The following is a 23,198-nucleotide window of genomic DNA, read 5'->3' as shown; positions in this document are numbered from 1 at the left end:
CAATGCTTCTTTTACCGGCATAAAATCATTGTGTTAAACGTTTTGTCATGCCGAAATTTTTTCGGCATCCCATAAGAAAGGTAATCGTGGAAGAGGGATCTTGAAACAAGTTCAGGATGACAAAGCGGCAATGCTTCTTTTACCGGCATAAAATCATTCATCAATTTTTATAGGGTAAAAGAAGCATTGGTTAAAATCAAGGTTTATCAAAAAACCCGTCCTGAAGATCGTCAATATCACGGCGGTCTTTTTTTGTTGGCCGGCCTGCGCCCTGGTCGCGCCGGATCATAGGCGATTGAAAAACAGATTTATAGCCATACGTTTGCTCTACCGGCGTTTGGTCTTCATAAAACTGGACGGCAGTTTTCGCGTCTGACCGGTTTTCCAGCAACCCCGTAACTTTTAAAACCTTCTTTTCTATGCCCTTACTTACCTGGTAGGTTTCGCCAACCTTCACTTCGTGCGATGGTTTTATGTTTTGCCCGTCCAGCTTTACTTTGCCGGCTTTACACGCATCTGCGGCCATGGTTCGTGTTTTGAATATCCGGATAGCCCACAAATATTTGTCAATCCGTAACTTCTCTTTTTCTGCCATAATTTAAGTTAACAATGCTAAAGCTAGTTTATTGTTTAGATCAGTTTAGGATTGGCTGACTTTAATACAAATTGATACAATTCCTGTGGAAACGAACAAAATTTAAAGGCGCGATCGGAAGCATTGATAAAAGATGAATTTTATCAATTTTGCAATTTCACGGAACAAATCTTTTACAATTTTAATAAACTTTTAAAATAAAAGTATGTTTGTTACTTTTATACCAAATTATACGCCTATATTTTCTATCAAAACCAATTATACTTAAAACCGCATTTACTTTTTATTTTATGAAAAATTCTGTTTTTACCTACAACGACGAACTGATTAAAATATCAGTTTTGAACGAAGTTGAAAAAGACGACATGAGCATTGAAGCTGAAGTGCTGATTGATGACGAAGACAATTACAAAATTTTCAAAAAAAACGGGGTTAGCCTTCCGGCTGATCAAAACTGTCATTTAGATCCGTCGCTTTTGTCTTTGATCAACAAGTGTATTTAAAGGAATACTGTTTTTAGCAGGTAAAAATCTACCTTAAACAATCGAACTTCTTTAGCGTTTTTCTAATCTGTTTCGGCCTTTTCGCATTCTTATCCTGTTTTGCCTGCTTTTAAGTTAACTTCTTTGCCTATACTTTCCGGTTATAAAACCTCAATTTTTGTTATGTTTGTCAAAGCACAGCTTCCAATTTCCGAAGCTGTCTATAAAATATAATTCAAATTTCCACAACAAAAATTATTTAGATACCGAAATGTATAATGATGTAAAGAAACTGATTGAAGACGCCTGGATTGACCGCACTTTGCTGGAATCCAAAGAACATATTACGGCCATTGAAGATGTGATTGACGATCTGGACAAAGGAAAACTGCGCGTGGCCGAAATGATAACCGGCCGCTGGCACATCAACGACTGGATCAAAAAAGCGGTGATTATGTACTTCCCGATCCGTGAAATGGCCGAAATTAAAGTTGGCCCGTTTGTGTTCCACGATAAAATGAAACTGAAAACCAACTATAAGGAAATTGGTGTTCGTGTTGTGCCGCATGGCATTGCCCGTTACGGTGCTTACCTGGCCAAAGGCGTCATCCTAATGCCTTCCTACGTCAACATTGGTGCTTATGTGGATGAAGGAACGATGGTTGATACTTGGGCAACGGTTGGTTCCTGTGCGCAAATCGGGAAAAATGTGCATCTGAGCGGCGGCGTAGGAATTGGCGGCGTGCTGGAACCTGTACAGGCCGCGCCGGTAATTATCGAAGACAATTGTTTTATCGGTTCGCGCGCGATTGTGGTTGAAGGCGTGCATCTGGAACACGAAGTTGTTTTGGGCGCAAACGTGGTTTTGACAGCTTCTACCAAAATTATTGATGTAACCAAAGAAACGCCGACAGAATACAAAAGTTTTGTTCCGGCGCGTTCGGTCGTGATCCCGGGTTCTTACACCAAAAAATTTCCTGCCGGAGAATACCAGGTTCCCTGTGCGTTGATTATTGGCCGCAGAAAAGAATCAACCGATAAAAAAACCTCGTTAAACAATGCTTTGCGAGAGCATAATGTGGCCGTGTAAGGTGAAAGGCAAAAGGTTCATGGATCATAGTTAATAGATGATAGCAAAAGCGGGCGGTCGGCCATGAACTATCAACCACGAACCATCAACTATAAACCATGAACCATCAACCTCTCAAAATCGGTTTTGATGCCAAACGTGCTTTTCTAAACAAAACCGGTTTGGGCAATTATAGCCGGGCAACGATACAAGCGCTGGCAAAGCATTTTCCGCAAAACGAATACTTTTTATACACGCCAAAAGTGAGGACTGAAACCGAACCTGACTTTTTGCGTGGTTTAGAAAACGTCCAAATTAAAAAGCCACAATCCAATTTATTAAAATCGTTTTGGCGAAGTAAAGGTATCATTCAGGATTTAAAGCGAGACAAAATCCAGCTTTACCACGGTTTAAGCCAGGAACTTCCTATCGGTATCAAAAAAAGTGGCATAAAAACAGTAGTAACCATTCACGATTTAATCTACTTAAAATATCCGCAATATTTTGGCTGGATCAACCGAAAAATTTATGAATGGAAAGCGAGAAATGCCTCTGCCAATGCTGATCTGATTATTGCTGTTAGCGAAAAAACCAAATTGGATTTGATTGCATTCTTCAACTTAAATCCTGAGAAAATAAAAGTAGTTTACCAAGGCTGCGATCCGAGTTTCCGTCAAACCCAAAATGATGCGGTAAAAGAAGCATTAAGAAAACGTTACCAGCTTCCGCAGAAATTTATATTAAATATTGGAACGATTGAAACCCGGAAAAACCTGCTGTTGGTGATAAAAGCGTTAAAAAACATTCCGGCAGAAGTTTCTTTGGTTGTGGTTGGGAAGCAAACCGAATACGCCGAACTGGTCAAAAAAGAGGTGGTAAAAGAAGCATTGCAAAAGCGTGTGCTGTTTCTGCAAAATGTTCCTTTTCAGGATTTGCCCGCCATTTACCAACTGGCCGAAGTTTTTGTTTATCCTTCGCGTTATGAAGGCTTTGGTATCCCAATTTTGGAAGCTTTGTGTTCGGGAACGCCAGTTGTAGCAGCAAAAGGTTCGTGTTTGGAAGAAGCCGGCGGGCCAGACAGTTTTTATGTTGATCCAGATGACGCGGTTGCCCTCGCAGAAAAAGTAAATTTGATACTACAAAACGATCAGCTTAAATCAAAAATGAAAGCGCAGGGTTTGGAATATGCACAACGTTTTCGGGAAGAAAATATCGCACAAAATTTAATGAACGTGTACCAGCAAGCCTTACAAAATGCTTAGAGAAGAAGTTGCCAAAGCGCTAAAAGTGGTTCAGGAAGGCGGCATCATCCTCTACCCTACCGATACGATTTGGGGGATTGGCTGCGACGCGACCAACACCGAAGCCGTCAAAAAAATTTACGCCTTGAAACAGCGCGAAGAAAGCAAAAGCATGATTATTTTGTTGGACAACGACAACAAATTGTTGAGCTACGTACGCGAAGTTCCGGATATTGCTTATGATTTGATCGAGTTTGCTGAAAACCCGCTCACGTTGATCCTTTCCGGTGCCAAAAATATTTCTCCGGCTTTGATCAGTGCCGATGGCAGCGTTGGCATCCGCGTAGTAAAGCACGATTTTTGCCAGCAATTGATTCAACGTTTGCGCAAGCCGCTGGTTTCTACGTCGGCTAATATCAGCGGTCAACCTTCGCCCAAAAACTTTAGTGAAATTTCTGCTGAAATTTTGGAAGGCGTGGATTACGTGGTTGATTTGGAACAGCACAACTTGCAGCAAAAAAAACCGTCCACCATCATGAAACTGGAAGCTGATGGCCGTTTTAACTTTATCAGAAAGTAATAATCGCTACTTTTGCACGCTAAAAGAAGCATCCGCAAAACACATGATGCTTCTTTTATCGGCATAAATTTGGTACGGTAAAAATTGATGAAACAACATCTGCAGCATCCGGTATTTCAAATCATTTCAAACGTGGCTTCAAGTCAACAAGTTGCTGCGTTTGTGATTGGCGGTTATGTGCGCGATTTGTTTTTGAAACGCCCGTCTGCTGATATTGACGTAGTTGTTTTAGGAAACGGGATTGAATTTGCCGAAGAAGTTGCGCAAAAACTCAAGGTAAAAGTTTCAGTTTTCAAGAATTTCGGTACGGCGAGCATCAAATACAAAAACTTGGATTTGGAGTTTGTGGGCGCAAGGAAAGAATCGTACCGGGCAGAATCGCGCAAACCAATTGTTGAAGACGGCACCTTAGAAGACGACCAAAACCGCCGCGATTTTACCATCAACGCTTTGGCCATCGCCTTAAATCAAGAAAACTTTGGCGAACTGGTTGATCCTTTTGAAGGCGTAAAAGATTTGGAAAACAAACTGATCCGCACGCCTTTAGACCCTTCCATTACTTTTTCTGATGATCCGTTGCGCATGATGCGTGCCGTCCGTTTTGCTGCCCAATTAGGTTTTGCCATTGATGCAGCGGCGTTGGAAGCGATCAAAACAAACCGCGAACGAATCAAAATTGTATCGCAGGAACGCATTACAGACGAATTAAATAAGATTATTCTTTCGCCAAAACCTTCTGTTGGTTTCAACTATCTTTTTGATGCCGGTTTGCTGCAACTCATCTTCCCGCAAATGGCTGCACTGCAAGGCGTAGAAATTGTGAACGGACAAGGCCATAAAGATAATTTTTACCATACCTTGCAGGTGTTGGATAATATCGCCGAAAACACCAACGATTTATGGTTGCGTTGGGCTGCTATTTTACACGATATTGCAAAACCGGCAACCAAACGTTTCGAGCCTGGCCACGGTTGGACTTTTCATGGCCATGAAGACAAAGGCGCGCGGATGGTGCCAAAAATCTTTGCCCAATTAAAACTTCCGCTCAACGAAAAGTTAAAATTAGTGCAGAAATTAGTACAGTTGCACATGCGCCCAATTGTTTTGGCCCAGGAAATTGTAACGGATTCGGCCGTGCGGCGTTTACTTTTTGATGCAGGTAATGACATTGAAGGCTTGATGCTGCTTTGCAACGCCGATGTTACCACTAAGAACGAATATAAAGTAAAAAAATACCGCAACAATTTTGAACGTGTTAAACAGAAATTGAAAGATGTGGAAGAACGCGACCGCATCCGCAACTGGCAGCCGCCCGTTAGCGGCGAAGATATTATGGAAACGTTTGGCATTAAGGCCGGAAGGGAAGTTGGCATCATTAAAAGCAGCATCCGCGATGCAATTTTGGAAGGTGAAATTTTTAACTCCCGGCCCGAAGCTTTAAAGCTGATGATCAAAAAAGGAGAAGATATTGGCTTAAAAGTTGTAGCAAAAAATTTAATTTAACGATCAATTAATCATTATAAAAAATATCAGGAATGGCAGTTTACAGGTTTAAAGTGAGTTTTGAAGATTACGATGACGTTGTCAGAGAAGTTGAAATTCAATCTAAACAAACATTTGAAGATTTACACCGCGTTATCCAGCAGTCAACCGGCTACAACCCTGAAGCTTCATCTTCTTTTTACATCAGCAATGATCATTGGATTAAAAGTGATGAAATTGCGTTTATGCCTTCTGCCAAAAAAATTGACCGTGGCGTTGCTTTGATGGAAAACTCCAAATTGAGCAATTTTATTGACGACCCGCACCAAAAATTTTACTACACGTATAATTTCGACCGTCCGTATGATTTTCATGTCGAGCTGATAAAAATTTTGTTGGACGATACTACCGGAAAAGTTTATCCGCAAATTGTGCGTTCTGTGGGCGATGCACCAAAACCTTTTGGCGCCGTGGCTGCTGTTCCGGTTGCCGAGGGCGATGCCGAAGATTTCGACTTTTTGCATGAAGAAGGCTTAAACCCGGAAGATGGCCACGATTTTGCCGAACTGGATGAAGTGGACGACGTGCCTGCCGCGGACGAGGAAGAGGCGGAAGACGAATTTGTGGATGACGAATTTGCCGACAATGAGCACATTGAAGACGAAGAACACGGTGCAAAAGACGAATATTAACCGGATACTTCTTTTATCGGTATAAAATTGGTAAAGAAACAGCCTTGGAATTAGAGGCAAAAAAAATATTGATTTCAGTTTGCGGGCCAACTGCAGCCGGAAAAACTGCTATGGCAATCGAACTGGCAAAGTATTTTCAAACAGAAATTATTTCTGCGGATTCAAGGCAGTTTTACCGGGAAATGGAAATTGGGACAGCAAAACCATCTCGCGAAGAACTGGCTCTAATTCCGCATCATTTTATCAATTCCCATTTTATTACTGAAAATTTTTCTGTTGCCGACTTTGAAAAAGCAGCATTAGCAAAGCTGGAGGATTTGTTTCAGCAACATCAAATCGTACTTATGGTTGGCGGTTCCGGTTTATATTTGCAAGCCATTTACCAGGGTTTTGATGATTTGCCCAACGCCGAGCCGCAGGAAAGGGAACGTTGGAACCAGCTTTACCAGGAATTTGGTTTGGAATACCTGCAAAACCAGTTAAAAATCCTTGATCCCGAATATTACGGACAAGTTGACCTGCAAAACCCGCAACGCATCATCCGCGCTTTGGAAGTTTCTGATTCCACCGGAAAACCTTATTCATCTTTTCTCACGCGAAGTAAAAAAATACGCGATTTTAAAACCATCAAAATTGGTATCAATCCGGAAAGAAGCGTTTTGTACAACCGAATTAACAACCGTGTGGACGAAATGGTTAAAAATGGACTGGTAAAAGAAGCATTAGCTTTACAGCCACAACAACATTTAAACGCTTTAAATACGGTTGGTTACAAAGAACTTTTTGATGCTTTCAACAAAAATACACCGGTAAAAGAAGCAATAGAACTGATCAAACAAAACACGCGGCATTTTGCCAAAAGACAAATCACCTGGTTTAAAAAAGACCGGGAAATTTTATGGTTTGATTACCCCGATCTGCAAGCCGTTCTCTCGGTTTTACTTCCTTTGATTGGTTAAATTTTCATTTTCCAATTCCTGATAAAGCAACTCATATTGCGCCACAACTTTTGCTTTTGAGAAGCGTTTTGCATTTTCAAAACCTTTTTTTACGAGGCTGTTTCTTAAATTTTCATCTTCAATTAATTTCACGATTCCGTTTTTAATTGACTGAATATCAAAAGGATCAACCAACAAAGCAGCATTTCCTGCAACTTCCGGCATGGAGGAACAATTAGCAGTTATCACCGGCAAACCGCAAGCATTGGCTTCAACAATTGGCATTCCGAAACCTTCTATAGTTGAAACAAAAGTTAACAGATCGGCATTCGCATATTCATGGTACAGTTCATCTTCTGTCAAATCAATTTTGTTGATGTATTGAATATTAAACTGATTTAAAGTTTGCTTTGTCTTCTGATCTAATTCTGCGACAATGGTTAAAGTACAAGGGATTTCTGAAATGGCTGTTGCCAATCGGTTGATATTTTTATTAAAAGCCGTTCCGATTTGTAAAAGATTTGGCTTTTCCCAATTAAAAGTACGTGCAGGAATTGGCTGGAATCTGTCGGAAATAAAATCAGGAATAACCCGAATTTTCTGCGGATTTACTTTTACCTGTTTTAAAACATCCGCCTTAGTTGCTTCCGAAATTACGGTAACGCGATGCGCAAACTTCACCGGCAAAATAATCCAAAACCATTTTAAGATGCTTCTTTTAATGCCTTTATTTTGGTGCAAAAAGGCCAGGTCGTGGATGGTTAAAACACGACGGCTAAACCAGGCTCCTAAAATAGCGTAATGCACGTCGCCGGTTATATGGACAATTTTATTTTGAAACGAAAGCAGCGAAAAGATATTGAATACGCGGTTTAGAATTGAGTTGCTAAATTTTGGAAGAATATATTTATCAATGCTGCGCGAAGTTTGTAACGAGGTTTTAAGCTGATCGAAAATAAATTCAATACTAAATACATGCGGAAAAGCTTTGCGATAAACAAGTACGACCGGCTTTTTACGCATTCTAATTTTGGATCATCTTTATTTTAGGCATGTAAAAGAAGCATCAAACACTAAAGTTTGAGCATAAATTTTAACTTTAAATATCAAGCCTGCCCAACCGGCCCGCCAAAATTTAAAGGCAGTGCTGTAACTTCTTTTATTTTTATTTTTCCGTTAATGGCTTCAAAACGGTTGATGTTGTCTTCCAGTGCCATTACCAAACGTTTTGCATGTTCGGGCGTTAAAATGATTCGGCTTTTTACCCTTGCTTTTGGCACGCCCGGCATTACGCGGATAAAATCGAGTACAAATTCAGAATCGGAATGTGTAATGATCGCCAGGTTAGAATAAATACCTTCGGCCATTTCTTCAGACAGTTCTATATTTAGCGGGTTTTCTTTTTGCTCTTCCATATTTAAGAATATTGAGTAAATATAATGCTTCTTTTATCGGTTAAAAATCAGGGAAAATCAAATCGAAAAATCAAAAAGGCAGCCCACAGTAAGCTGCCTTTTTGGTGTTTTAATTTGTTTCGGCAAAGTGCGTTTCTACTTTTTTCAAAGCCGAACCAATAATTTGGTGCATATCGTAATAACGGTATTCGGCCAAACGGCCGCCAAAAATTATGTTTTGTTCTTCGTCGGCCAACGCTTTGTATTTTTTATACATTTCGTTGTTCAACTGATCGTTGATTGGATAAAAAGGTTCGTTGCTTTCGTCCCACTCGGCCGGATGTTCGTGTGTGATTACCGTTTTTGGTTGCGTGCCAAACTCAAAATGTTTATGTTCAATGATCCTCGTAAAAGGGATTTCGCGTTCGGTATAATTCACCAAAGCGCTTCCCTGATAATTGTCGGTATCTAAAGTTTGCTGATCAAAACGTAAACTTCTGTACTGCAATTTGCCAAATTGGTAATCATAATATTGATCAATCTTGCCGGTAAAAACAATTTGCGGTGCCAAAGAATCATAGTATTCTTTGTTGTCGAAATAGTTTTCGTTCAAACGCACTTCCGTTCCTTCGAGCAAACCTTCCGTCAATTTGTTGTAACCGCCAATCGGGATTCCCTGGTAAGCATCGTTAAAATAATTGTTATCATAAGTAAACCTTACCGGCAAGCGCTTAATGATGAAAGCCGGCAAATCTTTACAATCGCGGCCCCACTGTTTTTCGGTATAACCTTTTATTAATTTTTCATAAATGTCCGTTCCAACCAAAGACAAAGCCTGTTCTTCCAAATTCTGTGGATCTTTAATGTTTAAATCTTTAATTTGATTGGCAATCACGGCTTTTGCTTCGTCAGGGGTTTTTACTTTCCACAATTGGTAAAAAGTATTCATGTTGAAAGGCAAATTGTACAAATCGCCCTTGTAATCGGCAACCGGCGTGTTGGTGTAGCGGTTAAACTCGACAAAAGAATTAACGTAATCCCAAATCCGTTTGTCGTTGGTATGGAAGATATGCGCGCCATACTTGTGTACATTGATGCCTTCCACACTTTCGCAGTAAACGTTGCCACCTGCGTGGTCCCTTTTATCAATAATCAAGCATTTTTTTCCTCTTTTTTTTGCTTCGTAAGAAAAAACTGCCCCAAATAAACCAGAACCAACAATTAAATAATCGTACATAGATTTAACAATTTTCGATGATGTAAAAATGTGAATATAATGAAAGTCTTTTTATTGATCTGTCAATTTAAACTATTCTGTTAATTATTTTCATAACAAATTAAACGCTTTTTTGATGCTTCTTTTAGCAGATAAAAATTGGTGAAGCCAACTCAATCATTTTTGCTCAGGCTGATGCTTCTTTTATGGCATAAAAAAGCCCAAACACTTTTTGTAAGTGTTTGGGCTGATAAATTTATGTGGATAAAAGAAGCATTATGCTTCTACTTCTTCTGATTTGGAAGCTAACAAACGGTCAAATTCTTCCTGAGAACCTACACGAACGTTATCGTAAGCACGCAAACCGGTTCCAGAAGGAATCAAGTGGCCAACAATTACGTTTTCTTTCAGCCCAAGCATTTTATCGCGTTTACCTGCAATTGCTGCCTCGTTCAAAACTTTGGTTGTTTCCTGGAAGGAAGCCGCAGAAATAAACGATTTTGTACCCAAAGATGCACGGGTAATACCTTGCAGCATTTGGCTTGAAGTTGCCGCAATCGCATCGCGGGCTTCCACCAGTTTCAAATCTTTACGTTTCAATACGGAATTTTCATCACGCAATTTACGAACGGAAATGATTTGGCCAGGCTTCAAGTTTGGTGAACTTCCCGGATCTACCACCACTTTTTGATCGTAAATCTCGTCGTTCTCCATCATGAAATCCCAACGGTCAACTGCTTCTCGTTCCAAGAAACGGGTATCGCCGGCATCTTCAATGGTAACTTTTTGCATCATTTGGTGAACGATGACCTCGAAGTGTTTATCGTTGATTTTTACACCTTGTAAACGATAAACTTCCTGGATTCCGTTAACCAAATACTCTTGCACTGCTGCCGGTCCTTTGATCGCCAAAATATCAGCCGGAGAAATCGAACCGTCAGACAACGGCATACCCGCTTTGATAAAGTCATTATCTTGAACCAAAATGTGCTTAGAAAGCGGAACCAAGTATTTTTTAACCTGACCGTCTTTTGATTCAATGGTGATCTCGCGGTTACCTCTTTTGATACCGCCTAAAGTTACAACGCCATCAATTTCGGTAACAACCGCTGGATTGGATGGGTTACGCGCTTCAAACAACTCGGTTACACGTGGCAAACCACCCGTAATATCGCGGGTTTTACCCGTTGAACGAGGGATTTTAGCGATTACCTGTCCGGTTTGAACTTTTTCACCTTCATCAACCGCAATGTGCGCACCAACCGGTATGTTGTAGCCTTTGATCACGTTTTTGCTGCTGTCAATGATTTGGATAACCGGGTTCTTGGTTTTATCGCGTGTATCAATAATTACCTTTTCACGGTGGCCGGTTTGCTCATCAGATTCTTCACGGAACGTAATACCTTCCTGAACTGCATCAAACTGTGTCTTACCTGCAAATTCAGAAATAATAACCGCATTGTATGGATCCCAAGAACAAATACGGTCTCCTTTAGAAATCTGTGTATTGTCTTTTATGTACAAATAAGAACCGTAAGGAATATTGTTGGTTACGATGATCTTATTGGTATCTTTTTCGATAATCCTAAACTCGCCTGAACGGCCTAAAACAACATCAACTTCACCTTCGTCGGTTTTGTACTGAACTGTCCTCACGTTTTCAAACTCGATAATACCATCAAATTTAGCGTTGATTTGAGATTCTGCAGCAATGTTGGAAGCTGTACCACCCACGTGGAATGTACGCAACGTTAACTGTGTTCCCGGCTCGCCGATAGATTGTGCTGCAATTACACCAACTGCTTCACCGCGTTGTACACGTTTTCCGCTGGCCAAATTACGACCGTAGCACAAGGCGCAAACACCTCTTTTAGCTTCGCAAGTTAATACCGAACGAATTTCGATACCTTCTAACGGAGAGTTTTCAATTCTTTTTGCAATATCTTCCGTGATGTCGTTCCCTGCTTCAACCAACAGTTCATTGGTTAAAGGGTCGTGCACATCGCTTAAAGTTGTACGGCCCAAAATACGATCGTATAAAGGCTCAACAATATCCTCATTATCTTTTAAAGCCGTTGTATAGATACCTCTTAAAGTACCGCAATCAGTTTCACCAACGATCATATCTTGTGCCACATCATGCAAACGACGGGTTAAGTAACCGGCATCAGCCGTTTTTAAAGCTGTGTCGGCCAAACCTTTACGCGCACCGTGGGTAGAAATGAAATATTCTAATACCGACAAACCTTCTTTAAAGTTCGATAAGATCGGGTTTTCGATAATCTCGCCGCCTGAACCTGATTTTTGAGGTTTTGCCATCAAACCACGCATTCCGCAAAGCTGACGAATCTGCTCTTTAGAACCGCGCGCACCAGAATCCAACATCATGTAAACGGAGTTGAAGCCTTGGTTATCGGTGGACAGGATTTCCATTACGTTTGCTGTCAAACGGTTATTGATCCTCGTCCAAATATCAATGATTTGATTGTAACGCTCGTTGTTGGTAATGAAACCCATGTTGTAGTTGTTCATCACCTCTTCAACTTCTTTTGAAGCTTGCTCAATCAGCGTAACTTTCTCCGCAGGAATATTCAAATCCTGCAAGTTGAAAGACAAACCGCCGCGGAAAGCCATCTGGAAACCCAATTCTTTGATTTCATCCAAAAATTGAGCAGCGCGTGCCATACCGGTATTTTTTACCACATCACCAATAATATCACGTAATGATTTTTTGGTCAGCAGTTCGTTGATGTAACCAACTTCCTCCGGAACCATCTGGTTAAACAACACACGGCCAACAGTTGTATCAATCACTTTTTTTACAATATGTCCTTCGCGTTCTTTAACATTTACTTTTACTTTGATAAAAGCGTGCAAGTCTAATTTCTTCTCGTTGTAAGCGATAATCACTTCTTCCGGAGAATAAAAAGTTAAACCTTCGCCTTTAACCACGCGGCCTTCATCTGTTTTGCGACCTTTGGTAATGTAATACAAGCCCAAAACCATATCCTGCGAAGGAACCGTAATTGGGGTACCATTGGCCGGGTTTAAAATGTTATGCGAAGCCAGCATCAAAATCTGGGCTTCCAAAATAGCAGCGTTACCAAGCGGTACGTGCACGGCCATTTGGTCACCGTCAAAATCCGCGTTAAAAGCCGTACAAGTTAAAGGATGCAACTGGATAGCTTTTCCTTCAATCAATTTTGGCTGGAAAGACTGGATGCCCAAACGGTGCAAGGTTGGCGCACGGTTTAACAATACCGGGTGTCCTTTCAACACGTTTTCCAAAATATCCCAAACAATCGGGTCTTTCCGGTCAACAATTTTCTTGGCAGATTTTACTGTTTTTACAATGCCCCTTTCAATCATTTTGCGGATGATGAACGGTTTGAAAAGCTCGGCAGCCATATCTTTTGGCAAACCGCACTCGTGCAGTTTCAGGTTCGGCCCAACAACAATGACAGAACGCGCTGAATAATCAACACGTTTACCTAATAAGTTTTGACGGAAACGGCCTTGTTTACCTTTTAATATATCGGACAACGATTTTAACGCACGGTTACCTTCAGTTTTTACAGCGTTTACTTTACGTGAGTTATCAAATAAAGAATCTACTGCTTCCTGAAGCATCCGTTTTTCGTTACGCAAAATAACTTCCGGCGCTTTGATTTCGATCAAACGTTTTAAACGGTTGTTGCGGATAATTACCCGACGATACAAATCGTTCAAATCGGAAGTAGCAAAACGGCCGCCTTCCAACGGAACCAACGGACGCAACTCTGGTGGGATAACCGGAACAATTTTCACGATCATCCATTCCGGATTGTTCTCAATCCTGGTTTTAGAATCGCGGAAAGCTTCTACAACCTGCAAGCGTTTTAAAGCTTCGTTTTTACGTTGCTGAGAAGTTTCGTTGGCAGCTTGGTGGCGAAGATCGTAAGATAATTGATCCAGGTCTAAACCTTTCAGCAATTCTTCCAAAGCTTCGGCACCCATTTTGGCTACAAATTTCTGCGGATCTTTGTCGTCTAAATATTGGTTTTCTTTTGGAAGCGTATCTAAAATATCTAAATATTCTTCTTCGGTTAAAAAGTCCATTTTAGAAATTCCGTCTGCTTCTTTTATGCCTGGTTTTATTACCACATAACGTTCGTAATAAATAATCAGGTCGAGTTTCTTGGTTGGCAAGCCCAATAAGTAACCAATTTTGTTTGGCAACGAACGGAAATACCAGATATGCGCTACCGGAACCACCAAATTGATGTGCCCCATGCGCTCACGACGTACTTTCTTCTCCGTTACTTCAACACCACAACGATCACAAACGATGCCTTTGTAACGGATCCTTTTGTACTTACCGCAATGGCATTCGTAGTCTTTTACCGGACCAAAAATACGTTCGCAAAATAAACCATCACGCTCGGGTTTGTAAGTCCGGTAGTTGATGGTTTCTGGTTTCAGCACTTCGCCACTTGAACGTTCCAGAATGGATTCGGGAGAAGCCAGACTGATCGTAATGGTGGTAAAATTGCTTTTGATTTTATTATCCTTTTTATACGACATAGTTCTTTTTTTAATTTTTAAAGCCTGATTTACAATGCTTCTTTTATCGGCATAAAATTGGTGTCCTTAATTGTGTCTTTTAAAACAAAACTTCGATCCTAATTTTTATGTGCTAAAAGAAGCATTGTAAATCCATCAGCTATAGGTAACAGTTGTAAGTAAGCGTAATAATTTTATCACGCTTACTTATCTTTTAGAACTTATTCTAAAGTGATATCCAAACCTAAACCTCTTAATTCGTGAACCAATACGTTGAATGATTCAGGAACGGAAGGCGTTGGCAAATTCTCACCTTTAACGATTGCTTCGTATGTTTTAGCGCGTCCGATTACATCATCTGACTTAATTGTGAGAATCTCTTGCAGGATATTGGCCGCACCGAATGCTTCTAATGCCCAAACTTCCATCTCACCAAAACGCTGGCCACCAAATTGTGCTTTACCACCTAAAGGTTGTTGTGTGATTAAAGAGTACGGCCCGATAGAACGCGCGTGCATCTTATCGTCAACCATGTGGCCTAACTTTAGCATGTAAATGATGCCAACCGTAGTCTGCTGATCGAAACGATCGCCCGTTAAACCATTGTACAAATAAGTTCTGCCCGAAGCAGGAATTCCGGCTTTAGCTACCCATTCTTCAACTTCTGCGTGTGATGCACCATCAAAAATTGGCGTGGCAAACTTCATTCCCAACTCTTTTCCTGCCCAGCCCAAAACAGTTTCGTAGATCTGTCCTAAGTTCATACGGGAAGGTACACCAAGCGGGTTCAATACAATATCAACAGGTGTTCCGTCTTCCAAAAATGGCATGTCTTCATCACGGACAATACGGGCAACGATACCTTTATTACCGTGGCGGCCGGCCATTTTATCACCAACTTTTAACTTGCGTTTTTTAGCAATGTAAACTTTGGCCATTTGCACGATACCGGAAGGCAACTCATCCCCAACACTGATGGCAAATTTATCACGACGATAAGCGCCTAATTCTTCATTCACTTTAATATTATAGTTATGAAGCAATAGTTTTATCATTTCGTTTTTGTCGTCATCTGTAGTCCATTTGGTTGGGTTGATGTTGTTAAAATCCAACTCCACCAAAATTTTCTGCGTAAACTTAACGCCTTTGGCAACAAGCAGTTCTTTGTAAACGTTGTACACACCTTGCGATGTTTTGCCGTTCACAATCTCAAACAACTTCTCGATCAAAGCACTTTTCAGGTCTTTGATGTTCTTTTCGTGCTTGTTATCTAATTTTTCCAACGCGCTTTTTTCTTCTGCTTTAGAAGTCTTTTTAGCACGAGAAAATAGTTTCGTATCAATGACAACGCCCGTAATCGAAGGAGGCGTTTTTAAGGAAGCATCTTTCACATCGCCAGCTTTGTCTCCAAAGATGGCACGTAATAGTTTTTCTTCCGGTGATGGGTCAGACTCGCCTTTCGGTGTAATCTTACCAATTAAAATATCACCTTCTTTCACTTCTGCACCAACGCGGATGATACCATGCTCATCCAAATCTTTAGTTGCTTCTTCAGAAACGTTTGGAATATCTGGTGTCAATTCTTCTTCGCCACGTTTAGTGTCGCGTACTTCCAATTCAAATTCTTCAATATGAAGAGAAGTGAAAATATCCTGAGAAACTACACGCTCAGAAATCACGATTGCATCCTCAAAGTTGTAACCTTGCCACGGCATGAAAGCAACTTTCATGTTTCGGCCTAAAGCCAGTTCACCGTCTTGCGTAGCGTAACCTTCACAAAGCACTTGTCCTTTTTCAACCCTTTGTCCTTTTTTAACAATCGGTTTTAGGTTGATGGTTGTGCTCTGGTTGGTTTTCTTGAATTTGATCAAGCGGTAAGTTTGCGTGTCGCCTTCAAAAGAAACCAAACGGTCGTCATAATTACGGTCGTATTTAATCCGGATCTCGTTTGCATCCACATATTCTACAACGCCATCACCTTCTGCATTAATCAACGTACGTGAATCTTTTGCCACACGGCCTTCTAAGCCTGTACCTACAATCGGCGCTTCCGGACGCAACAAAGGCACCGCCTGTCGCTGCATATTAGAACCCATCAAAGCACGGTTAGCATCATCATGCTCCAAGAAAGGAATCAAAGATGCTGCAATAGACGTAATCTGGTTTGGTGCAATGTCCATATAATCCAACCTTTCTGGCTCAATTACCGGGAAATCGCCTTCAAAACGTGCTTTTACACGCGGCGTATCAAAATTACCTTTTTCATCATAATGTGCGTTTGCCTGGGCGATGGTTTTACCGTCTTCATCTTCTGCAGACAAATAAATTACCGGCTCATCAACAGACACTACTCCGTTTACCACCCTTTTATAAGGTGTTTCTATAAAACCTAAGTTGTTGATTTTAGCATGTACACAAAGCGAAGAGATCAAACCAATGTTTGGTCCTTCCGGTGTTTCAATCGTACATAAACGGCCGTAGTGCGTATAGTGAACATCACGAACTTCAAAACCAGCACGCTCTCTGGATAAACCACCTGGCCCAAGCGCTGATAAACGGCGTTTGTGCGTGATCTCTGCCAATGGATTGGTTTGATCCATAAACTGAGACAACTGGTTTGTGCCGAAGAAAGAGTTAATTACAGAGGACAAAGTACGCGCATTGATCAAATCAGTTGGCGTAAATACCTCGTTATCACGAATATTCATTCGTTCACGGATCGTACGCGCCATTCTTGCCAAACCAACGCCAAACTGTGCATACAATTGCTCACCAACGGTACGAACGCGACGGTTTGACAAGTGGTCAATGTCATCCACCTCTGCTTTTACATTGATCAATTTGATCAGGTATTTTACGATGGCAATAATATCCTGCTTGGTTAAAACTTTGGTCTCATAAGAAGTATCCAGTTTCAACTTACGATTGATCCGGTAACGGCCTACATCGCCTAAATCATATCTTTTATCAGAGAAAAATAAGCGGTCAATAATACCTCGTGCTGTTTCTTCATCAGGTGGTTCTGCGTTACGCAACTGCCTGTATATATGTTCTACCGCTTCTTTTTCAGAATTGGAAGTATCTTTTTGCAAAGTGTTGTAAATGATTGTATAATCACCGCTGGTAGAAGCGTCTTCTTTATTCAGGATGATACTTTTTACACCAGCATCAATGATCAGATCAATGTGCTCGTCTTCCAAAATGGTTTCACGCTCCAAAATGATTTCGTTACGGTCAATCGAAACGACTTCACCTGTATCTTCATCCACAAAATCTTCAACCCATTTTTTCAAAACCCTTGCAGCAAGCTTGCGGCCGATAAATTTCTTCAGGCCTGATTTGCTCACTTTTACTTCATCTGCCAGTTCAAACAATTCTAAAATATCTTTATCAGAATCGTAACCTATGGCACGAAGCAACGTAGTAACAGGAAATTTTTTCTTCCTGTCAATATAAGCATACATCACGTTGTTCACGTCAGTCGCAAATTCAATCCATGAACCCTTAAAAGGGATAACACGGGCCGAATATAATTTTGTTCCGTTGGTGTGGCGGCTTTGGCCAAAAAACACACCCGGAGAACGGTGCAATTGCGATACGATAACACGCTCTGCACCATTAACCACGAACGTTCCTTTCGGTGTCATATAAGGAATGGTTCCCAAATAAACATCCTGAACAATAGTTTCAAAATCTTCGTGTTCCTCATCATTGCATGATAAACGAAGTTTTGCCTTTAACGGAACACTGTATGTTAATCCGCGTTCGATACATTCCTGAATGTCGTAACGTGGCGGATCAATAAAATAATCCAAAAACTCTAAAACGAAGATATTTCTGGAATCGGAAATAGGAAAGTTTTCTGCAAACACTTTAAACAAGCCCTCTTTGTGGCGGTTGTCTGAAGTGGTTTCTAATTGAAAAAATTCCTGAAAAGATTGCAACTGTACATCCAGAAAGTCAGGGTAATCAATTACGTGCTTACTGGTTGCAAAGTTTACTCTTTGATTATTTTTGTTTGCCAAGGGAGTAATTTTTTAGTTTATGAATAAACTTTCACTTGTTTGATTAAAGTTGTTTTCCTGAACTTCAAACAAAAATGGGTGTGTTATAAACAACAATAGACCCCGGCCAAATGAGGCCGGAGTCTTAAAATATGGATAGGATTTGCGAGATTATTTAACCTCAACAACGGCTCCTGCTTCTTCCAACTGTTTTTTAAGTGTTTCGGCTTCTTCTTTGGTAACACCAGTTTTAACTTCTTTTGGTGCACCATCAACTAAGTCTTTAGCTTCTTTCAAGCCAAGGCCAGTTAAGTCTTTCACTAATTTTACAACTGCCAATTTAGCGCCGCCTGCTTCTTTCAGGATCACGTCAAACGCAGTTTTTTCTTCTACAGCAGCAGGAGCATCGCCACCAGCAGCAGGACCTGCTACTGCAACAGCGGCTGCAGCCGGCTCGATACCATATTCATCTTTTAAGATCTGAGCTAACTCGTTAACTTCTTTTACTGTTAAGTTTACCAATTGCTCAGCAAACGCTTTTAAATCTGCCATTTTATTTAAAATTTAATTTTAATGCTTTGTAATAAATTTCAGAACTTTCAGGTGCCTGTTAACCTCTTTCCTGTAATGTTTTAACTACACCTGCAATGATGTTTCCGCCTGATTGTAAAGCAGAAATAACATTTTTAGCAGGAGATTGCAGCAAGCCAATAATTTCGCCAACTAATTGTTCCTTAGATTTAAGGTTAACTAATGCGTCTAACTGGTTATCGCCAATAAAAAATGATGCGTCAATGTAGGCAACTTTTAAAAGCGGTTTATCGCCTGTTTTCCGAAGTTCTTTGATCAATTTTGCCGGAGCGGTAGTTGATTTAGAGAACATCACAGAGGAAGAACCTTTTAAAGAATCGTACATTGGTGTAAAATCTCCTCCGATTGCTTCCACTGCTTTTTTTATCAGTGAATTTTTGGCAACCTGGATGACGATATCACTTTCGAAACATTTTCTGCGGATACTGTTCACCTTTGCTACGGTCAGGTTCGAGGTATCGGTAATATAGAAATTACCATACTCTTTAATCTGCTCGGCCAAAGCGTTAACTACTTCGTATTTTTCTTCTTTCTTCATGATTAAATACCTGCTACTGATTTAGTTTCTATTTCTATACCTTTAGACATCGTAGAAGAAAGATGAATACTTTTAAAGTAAGTACCTTTTGCTGAAGAAGGTTTTAATTTTGAAATGATTTGGATAACTTCCATAGCATTATCGTAAATTTTTTCCGGCGGAAAAGAAACTTTCCCGATAGAAGCATGTACGATGCCTGTTTTATCTACTTTAAAATCAATCTTACCTGCTTTTACTTCGGCTACTGCTTTGCCAACTTCCGGTGTTACTGTACCAGATTTTGGGTTTGGCATCAGGTTACGCGGGCCTAAAATACGGCCCAGCTTACCTACTTTTGCCATTACGCTTGGCATGGTAATGATGATGTCCACATCCGTCCAGCCACCTTCGATCTTGGTAATATACTCATCCAAGCCTACGTAATCTGCCCCTGCTGCTTTAGCTTCTTCCACCTTGTCAGGCGTACACAAAACTAAAACGCGGACAGTTTTACCGGTTCCGTGAGGCAAAGTAGCAATACCACGAACCATTTGATTGGCTTTACGCGGATCAACACCTAAACGGACATCAATATCTACCGATGAATCAAATTTAGTTGTTGTTATTTCCTTCACCAAAGAAGCAGCTTCTTGTAAAGAATATAATTTGTTCGCCTCAATCTTGGAAAGTGCTGCTTTCTGATTTTTTGTTAATCTAGCCACTGTCTTAAATTGAATTTAATTGTTAATTATTCCAGGGTGCGTTACCACTAACGGTAATCCCCATACTGCGTGCTGTGCCTGCAACCATTTTCATTGCCGATTCTACCGTAAAGGCGTTTAAATCTGGCATTTTATCTTTTGCAATCGTTTCTACCTGATCCCAAGAAATGTTGGATACTTTCTTGCGGTTTGGTTCTGCCGATCCACCTTTTAAACCGGATGCTTCCAATAACTGGACCGCAACAGGAGGTGTTTTAATGATAAACTCGAATGATTTGTCAACATAAACAGTTATAACCACAGGTAATATTTTACCTGCTTTATCTTGTGTACGTGCATTAAACTGCTTGCAAAACTCCATGATGTTTACCCCTTTTGCGCCCAATGCTGGGCCAATTGGAGGAGATGGGTTTGCAGCGCCGCCTTTTACTTGTAACTTGATTAGTGCACCGACCTCTTTTGCCATTTTACTATTTTATTTAACAACAAATGTTATAATGTGGAAGCAATGTAACATTTAAGCTTTTTATGTTTAGTATTTAGTATTAAGTAGAAAGTATCAAGATTTGAAAATCTACAATCTGTCTTGATACCAAATACTTGATACTTCTTTTACCGATACTTTTTTGGTGATACTTCTTTTACCTACTCTTTTTCTACCTGCATATAGTTAAGTTCTAAAGGTGTACGCCTTCCAAAAATCTTAACCATTACTTTTAATTTCTTTTTCTCTTCGTTAACTTCTTCAATTACACCATTGAAACCGTTGAAAGGGCCGTCCATTACTTTTACGTTTTCGCCTGCATAATAAGGAACGTTCATGGTTTCTGTTTGGGTAGTCATTTCGTCAACCTTACCTAAAATACGGTTCACTTCTGCTTGGCGTAACGGAACTGCATTGCCTGCTTTATCGCCCAAAAAACCAATTACACTATTGGTGTTTTTAATGATATGTTCCATCTCGCCATCCAACGCTGCCTCAATCAATACATATCCCGGAAAATAATTGCGTTCTTTGGCAATCTTTTTTCCTTCGCGCATCTGGTAGTATTTTTCCATTGGGATTAATACCTGCGGGATTTGATGGGCAATACCTAAACGGTTTACTTCGGCTTCTATGTATTGTTTAACCTTTTTTTCTTTTCCACTAATGGCCCGCACCACATACCATTTTAATTGATCGCTCATATTCAAATATTATGCAAGTGATTTGTAAAAATATTTGAGTAAATTACCAACAGACTCGTCCATCGCCAAAATGATTAAAGCAATAATAATAGAAGCAATCAACACTAAAACCGCACTGTTTTGCAATTCGCTCCAGGTTGGCCAGGTTACTTTTTGTGTTAACTCGATGTAAGACTCTTTAACGTATTCTGTTACTTTAGCCATTCTGTTGTTTAATTCTAAAATGCACGGGCACAAGGATTCGAACCCTGATCAAAGGTTTTGGAGACCTCTATTCTACCATTGAACTATGCCCGTTTTTTTATAAGAAAACATAAGCCTGTTTTAACAAGCTTATGTTTCCTAATTAACCTCTTAAATTTTTATTTCAAAATTTCAGTAACCTGACCGGCACCTACTGTTCTGCCACCTTCACGGATTGCAAAACGCAGACCTTTTTCCATCGCAATGGCATTGATCAATTTTACTGTAATGGTAACGTTATCGCCTGGCATTACCATCTCTACACCTTCGGCCAATGAAATTTCACCGGTTACGTCAGTGGTACGGAAATAGAATTGCGGACGGTATTTGTTGAAGAATGGTGTATGACGGCCACCTTCAGCTTTTGACAAAACGTAAACTTCTGCTTTAAAATCTGTATGCGGGGTTACAGAACCTGGTTTGCAAATAACCATACCACGACGGATAGATTCTTTTTCAATACCACGTAACAATAAACCTACGTTATCACCAGCTTCGCCCCTGTCCAAAATTTTGCGGAACATCTCTACACCCGTAACGGTTGATTTCAAGTTTTCTGCACCCATTCCCAAGATGTCAACCTGCTCACCAGAGTTGATGATACCACGCTCGATACGACCTGTTGCAACTGTGCCACGACCTGTGATCGAGAATACGTCTTCAACCGGCATCAGGAAAGGAAGTTCAGTTAAACGCGGAGGGATAGGGATTTGTGTATCTACAGCATCCATCAGTTCCATAATCTTGTCAACCCATTTTGGTTCGCCATTCAATCCACCTAAAGCAGATCCTTGGATAACCGCAATGCTATCTCCCGGGTAATCATAGAAAGATAGCAGTTCGCGAATTTCCATCTCTACCAATTCTAATAGTTCAGGGTCATCAACCATATCCACTTTGTTCATGAAAACAACAAGAGAAGGCACACCTACCTGACGGGCCAAAAGAATGTGTTCGCGTGTTTGTGGCATCGGGCCATCTGTTGAAGCAACTACAATGATTGCACCATCCATTTGGGCAGCACCAGTAACCATGTTTTTCACATAATCCGCGTGACCTGGACAGTCAACGTGTGCATAATGACGGTTTGCTGTAGAATATTCTACGTGGGCTGTGTTGATCGTAATACCACGTTCTTTTTCTTCCGGAGCAGAGTCAATTGAATCAAAAGACCGCGCTTCAGAAAAGCCTTTATCGGCTAATACTTTTGTAATAGCTGCAGTAAGAGTAGTTTTGCCGTGGTCAACGTGACCAATTGTACCGATATTTAAGTGCGGCTTACTTCGGTCAAATTTTTCTTTTGCCATGATTTTCTATGTTGTTATTAGGTTAATTAACTTTTTTATACATTATAATAATGCGAGCCAACGATGGGACTTGAACCCATGACCTCTTCCTTACCAAGGAAGTGCTCTACCGCTGAGCTACGTCGGCTTTTTAATTTTACGATTAATGATTTACGAATCCGTACTCCGTCAATCGTAGCTCGTAATTTTATTAAGAGCGGAAGACGAGGTTCGAACTCGCGACCTATAGCTTGGAAGGCTATCGCTCTACCAACTGAGCTACTTCCGCTTAAAAATTGTGGGGGGAGAAGGATTCGAACCTTCGTAGCCGAAGCAACGGATTTACAGTCCGTCCCATTTGACCGCTCTGGTATCCCCCCAATTTAAAAAGCGCATCAAATATTACTCTTTTTAAG

The 23,198-nt window shown here is 40.6% G+C and carries 20 protein-coding genes and 4 tRNA genes; 7 read left to right on the top strand and 17 right to left on the bottom strand.

The window, feature by feature from the left end:
- Positions 1–196 precede the first annotated feature (196 nt).
- A complete protein-coding gene (locus V5804_RS10135) occupies positions 197–595 on the bottom strand; it encodes an RNA-binding S4 domain-containing protein (RefSeq protein WP_299284370.1) in 399 nt (132 codons plus the stop codon).
- A 290-nt stretch (positions 596–885) separates the two neighbouring features.
- Between V5804_RS10135 and V5804_RS10130 the strand changes: the two genes are divergently transcribed.
- The 7 genes from V5804_RS10130 (at position 886) to miaA (ending at position 7,100) form a co-directional block, all read left to right on the top strand.
- Complete coding sequence (locus tag V5804_RS10130; RefSeq protein ID WP_369591269.1) at positions 886–1,098, top strand: hypothetical protein; 213 nt, start codon at positions 886–888, stop codon at positions 1,096–1,098.
- Between the two features lie 250 nt (positions 1,099–1,348).
- Positions 1,349–2,167, top strand: coding sequence for a 2,3,4,5-tetrahydropyridine-2,6-dicarboxylate N-succinyltransferase (locus tag V5804_RS10125; RefSeq protein WP_369591268.1), 819 nt, complete (start codon positions 1,349–1,351; stop codon positions 2,165–2,167).
- 98 nt (positions 2,168–2,265) lie between these two features.
- Positions 2,266–3,408 carry a glycosyltransferase family 4 protein gene (locus tag V5804_RS10120; protein WP_369591267.1) on the top strand — a complete coding sequence of 381 codons (1,143 nt, stop codon included), beginning with the start codon at positions 2,266–2,268 and terminating at the stop codon, positions 3,406–3,408.
- Positions 3,401–3,967 carry an L-threonylcarbamoyladenylate synthase gene (locus V5804_RS10115; RefSeq protein WP_369591266.1) on the top strand — a complete coding sequence of 189 codons (567 nt, stop codon included), beginning with the start codon at positions 3,401–3,403 and terminating at the stop codon, positions 3,965–3,967. Before V5804_RS10120 ends, V5804_RS10115 begins: the two co-directional genes overlap by 8 nt.
- Positions 3,968–4,054: 87 nt before the next feature.
- Positions 4,055–5,470 (top strand): CCA tRNA nucleotidyltransferase, encoded by a 1,416-nt coding sequence (locus V5804_RS10110; RefSeq protein ID WP_369591265.1) that lies wholly within the window; start codon positions 4,055–4,057, stop codon positions 5,468–5,470.
- A gap of 32 nt (positions 5,471–5,502) precedes the next feature.
- Positions 5,503–6,141, top strand: a complete 639-nt coding sequence (locus tag V5804_RS10105; protein WP_369591264.1) for a hypothetical protein — start codon at positions 5,503–5,505, stop codon at positions 6,139–6,141.
- Between the two features lie 44 nt (positions 6,142–6,185).
- Entirely contained in the window at positions 6,186–7,100 is a 915-nt protein-coding gene (gene miaA / locus V5804_RS10100; protein WP_369591263.1) for a tRNA (adenosine(37)-N6)-dimethylallyltransferase MiaA, read from the top strand.
- Here the strand turns inward: miaA and V5804_RS10095 are convergent.
- From V5804_RS10095 to V5804_RS10020, 16 genes are all read right to left on the bottom strand, one after another.
- Positions 7,080–8,102 (bottom strand): glycosyltransferase family 4 protein, encoded by a 1,023-nt coding sequence (locus V5804_RS10095; RefSeq protein WP_369591262.1) that lies wholly within the window; start codon positions 8,100–8,102, stop codon positions 7,080–7,082. The genes miaA and V5804_RS10095 overlap by 21 nt on opposite strands.
- Before the next feature lie 83 nt (positions 8,103–8,185).
- Positions 8,186–8,494 carry a DUF3467 domain-containing protein gene (locus V5804_RS10090; RefSeq protein ID WP_369591261.1) on the bottom strand — a complete coding sequence of 103 codons (309 nt, stop codon included), beginning with the start codon at positions 8,492–8,494 and terminating at the stop codon, positions 8,186–8,188.
- A 109-nt stretch (positions 8,495–8,603) separates the two neighbouring features.
- Positions 8,604–9,710 carry a UDP-galactopyranose mutase gene (glf, locus tag V5804_RS10085; protein ID WP_369591260.1) on the bottom strand — a complete coding sequence of 369 codons (1,107 nt, stop codon included), beginning with the start codon at positions 9,708–9,710 and terminating at the stop codon, positions 8,604–8,606.
- Positions 9,711–9,965: 255 nt separating this feature from the next.
- Positions 9,966–14,252 carry a DNA-directed RNA polymerase subunit beta' gene (rpoC, locus tag V5804_RS10080; RefSeq protein WP_369591259.1) on the bottom strand — a complete coding sequence of 1,429 codons (4,287 nt, stop codon included), beginning with the start codon at positions 14,250–14,252 and terminating at the stop codon, positions 9,966–9,968.
- A gap of 200 nt (positions 14,253–14,452) precedes the next feature.
- Entirely contained in the window at positions 14,453–18,256 is a 3,804-nt protein-coding gene (gene rpoB / locus V5804_RS10075; RefSeq protein WP_369591258.1) for a DNA-directed RNA polymerase subunit beta, read from the bottom strand.
- A gap of 150 nt (positions 18,257–18,406) precedes the next feature.
- On the bottom strand, positions 18,407–18,787 hold the full coding sequence (gene rplL, locus V5804_RS10070; protein ID WP_369591257.1) for a 50S ribosomal protein L7/L12: 381 nt from the start codon (positions 18,785–18,787) through the stop codon (positions 18,407–18,409).
- A 58-nt stretch (positions 18,788–18,845) separates the two neighbouring features.
- The gene (gene rplJ / locus V5804_RS10065) at positions 18,846–19,364 is read right to left on the bottom strand and encodes a 50S ribosomal protein L10 (RefSeq protein WP_369591256.1); all 519 of its coding nucleotides are present in this window, start codon (positions 19,362–19,364) and stop codon (positions 18,846–18,848) included.
- A 2-nt stretch (positions 19,365–19,366) separates the two neighbouring features.
- Positions 19,367–20,065 carry a 50S ribosomal protein L1 gene (gene rplA, locus V5804_RS10060; RefSeq protein ID WP_369591255.1) on the bottom strand — a complete coding sequence of 233 codons (699 nt, stop codon included), beginning with the start codon at positions 20,063–20,065 and terminating at the stop codon, positions 19,367–19,369.
- A 22-nt stretch (positions 20,066–20,087) separates the two neighbouring features.
- Positions 20,088–20,531 carry a 50S ribosomal protein L11 gene (gene rplK, locus V5804_RS10055; RefSeq protein WP_299288735.1) on the bottom strand — a complete coding sequence of 148 codons (444 nt, stop codon included), beginning with the start codon at positions 20,529–20,531 and terminating at the stop codon, positions 20,088–20,090.
- Positions 20,532–20,710: 179 nt separating this feature from the next.
- Positions 20,711–21,253 carry a transcription termination/antitermination protein NusG gene (gene nusG / locus V5804_RS10050; RefSeq protein ID WP_369591254.1) on the bottom strand — a complete coding sequence of 181 codons (543 nt, stop codon included), beginning with the start codon at positions 21,251–21,253 and terminating at the stop codon, positions 20,711–20,713.
- A gap of 9 nt (positions 21,254–21,262) precedes the next feature.
- Positions 21,263–21,457, bottom strand: coding sequence for a preprotein translocase subunit SecE (secE, locus tag V5804_RS10045; RefSeq protein ID WP_369591253.1), 195 nt, complete (start codon positions 21,455–21,457; stop codon positions 21,263–21,265).
- A gap of 22 nt (positions 21,458–21,479) precedes the next feature.
- A tRNA-Trp gene (locus V5804_RS10040) sits at positions 21,480–21,550 on the bottom strand.
- Between the two features lie 65 nt (positions 21,551–21,615).
- A complete protein-coding gene (tuf, locus tag V5804_RS10035; RefSeq protein WP_369591252.1) occupies positions 21,616–22,803 on the bottom strand; it encodes an elongation factor Tu in 1,188 nt (395 codons plus the stop codon).
- A 55-nt stretch (positions 22,804–22,858) separates the two neighbouring features.
- Positions 22,859–22,930, bottom strand: a tRNA-Thr gene (locus V5804_RS10030).
- Positions 22,931–22,998: 68 nt separating this feature from the next.
- Positions 22,999–23,071 (bottom strand) — tRNA-Gly (locus V5804_RS10025).
- 10 nt (positions 23,072–23,081) lie between these two features.
- Positions 23,082–23,162: transfer RNA gene (locus tag V5804_RS10020), tRNA-Tyr, on the bottom strand.
- Positions 23,163–23,198: the final 36 nt, after the last annotated feature.

It is taken from the genome of Mucilaginibacter sp. (assembly GCF_041088075.1).
Taxonomy (GTDB): Bacteria; Bacteroidota; Bacteroidia; order Sphingobacteriales; family Sphingobacteriaceae; genus Mucilaginibacter_A.
This window is presented reverse-complemented; position numbering and strand designations above follow the sequence as displayed.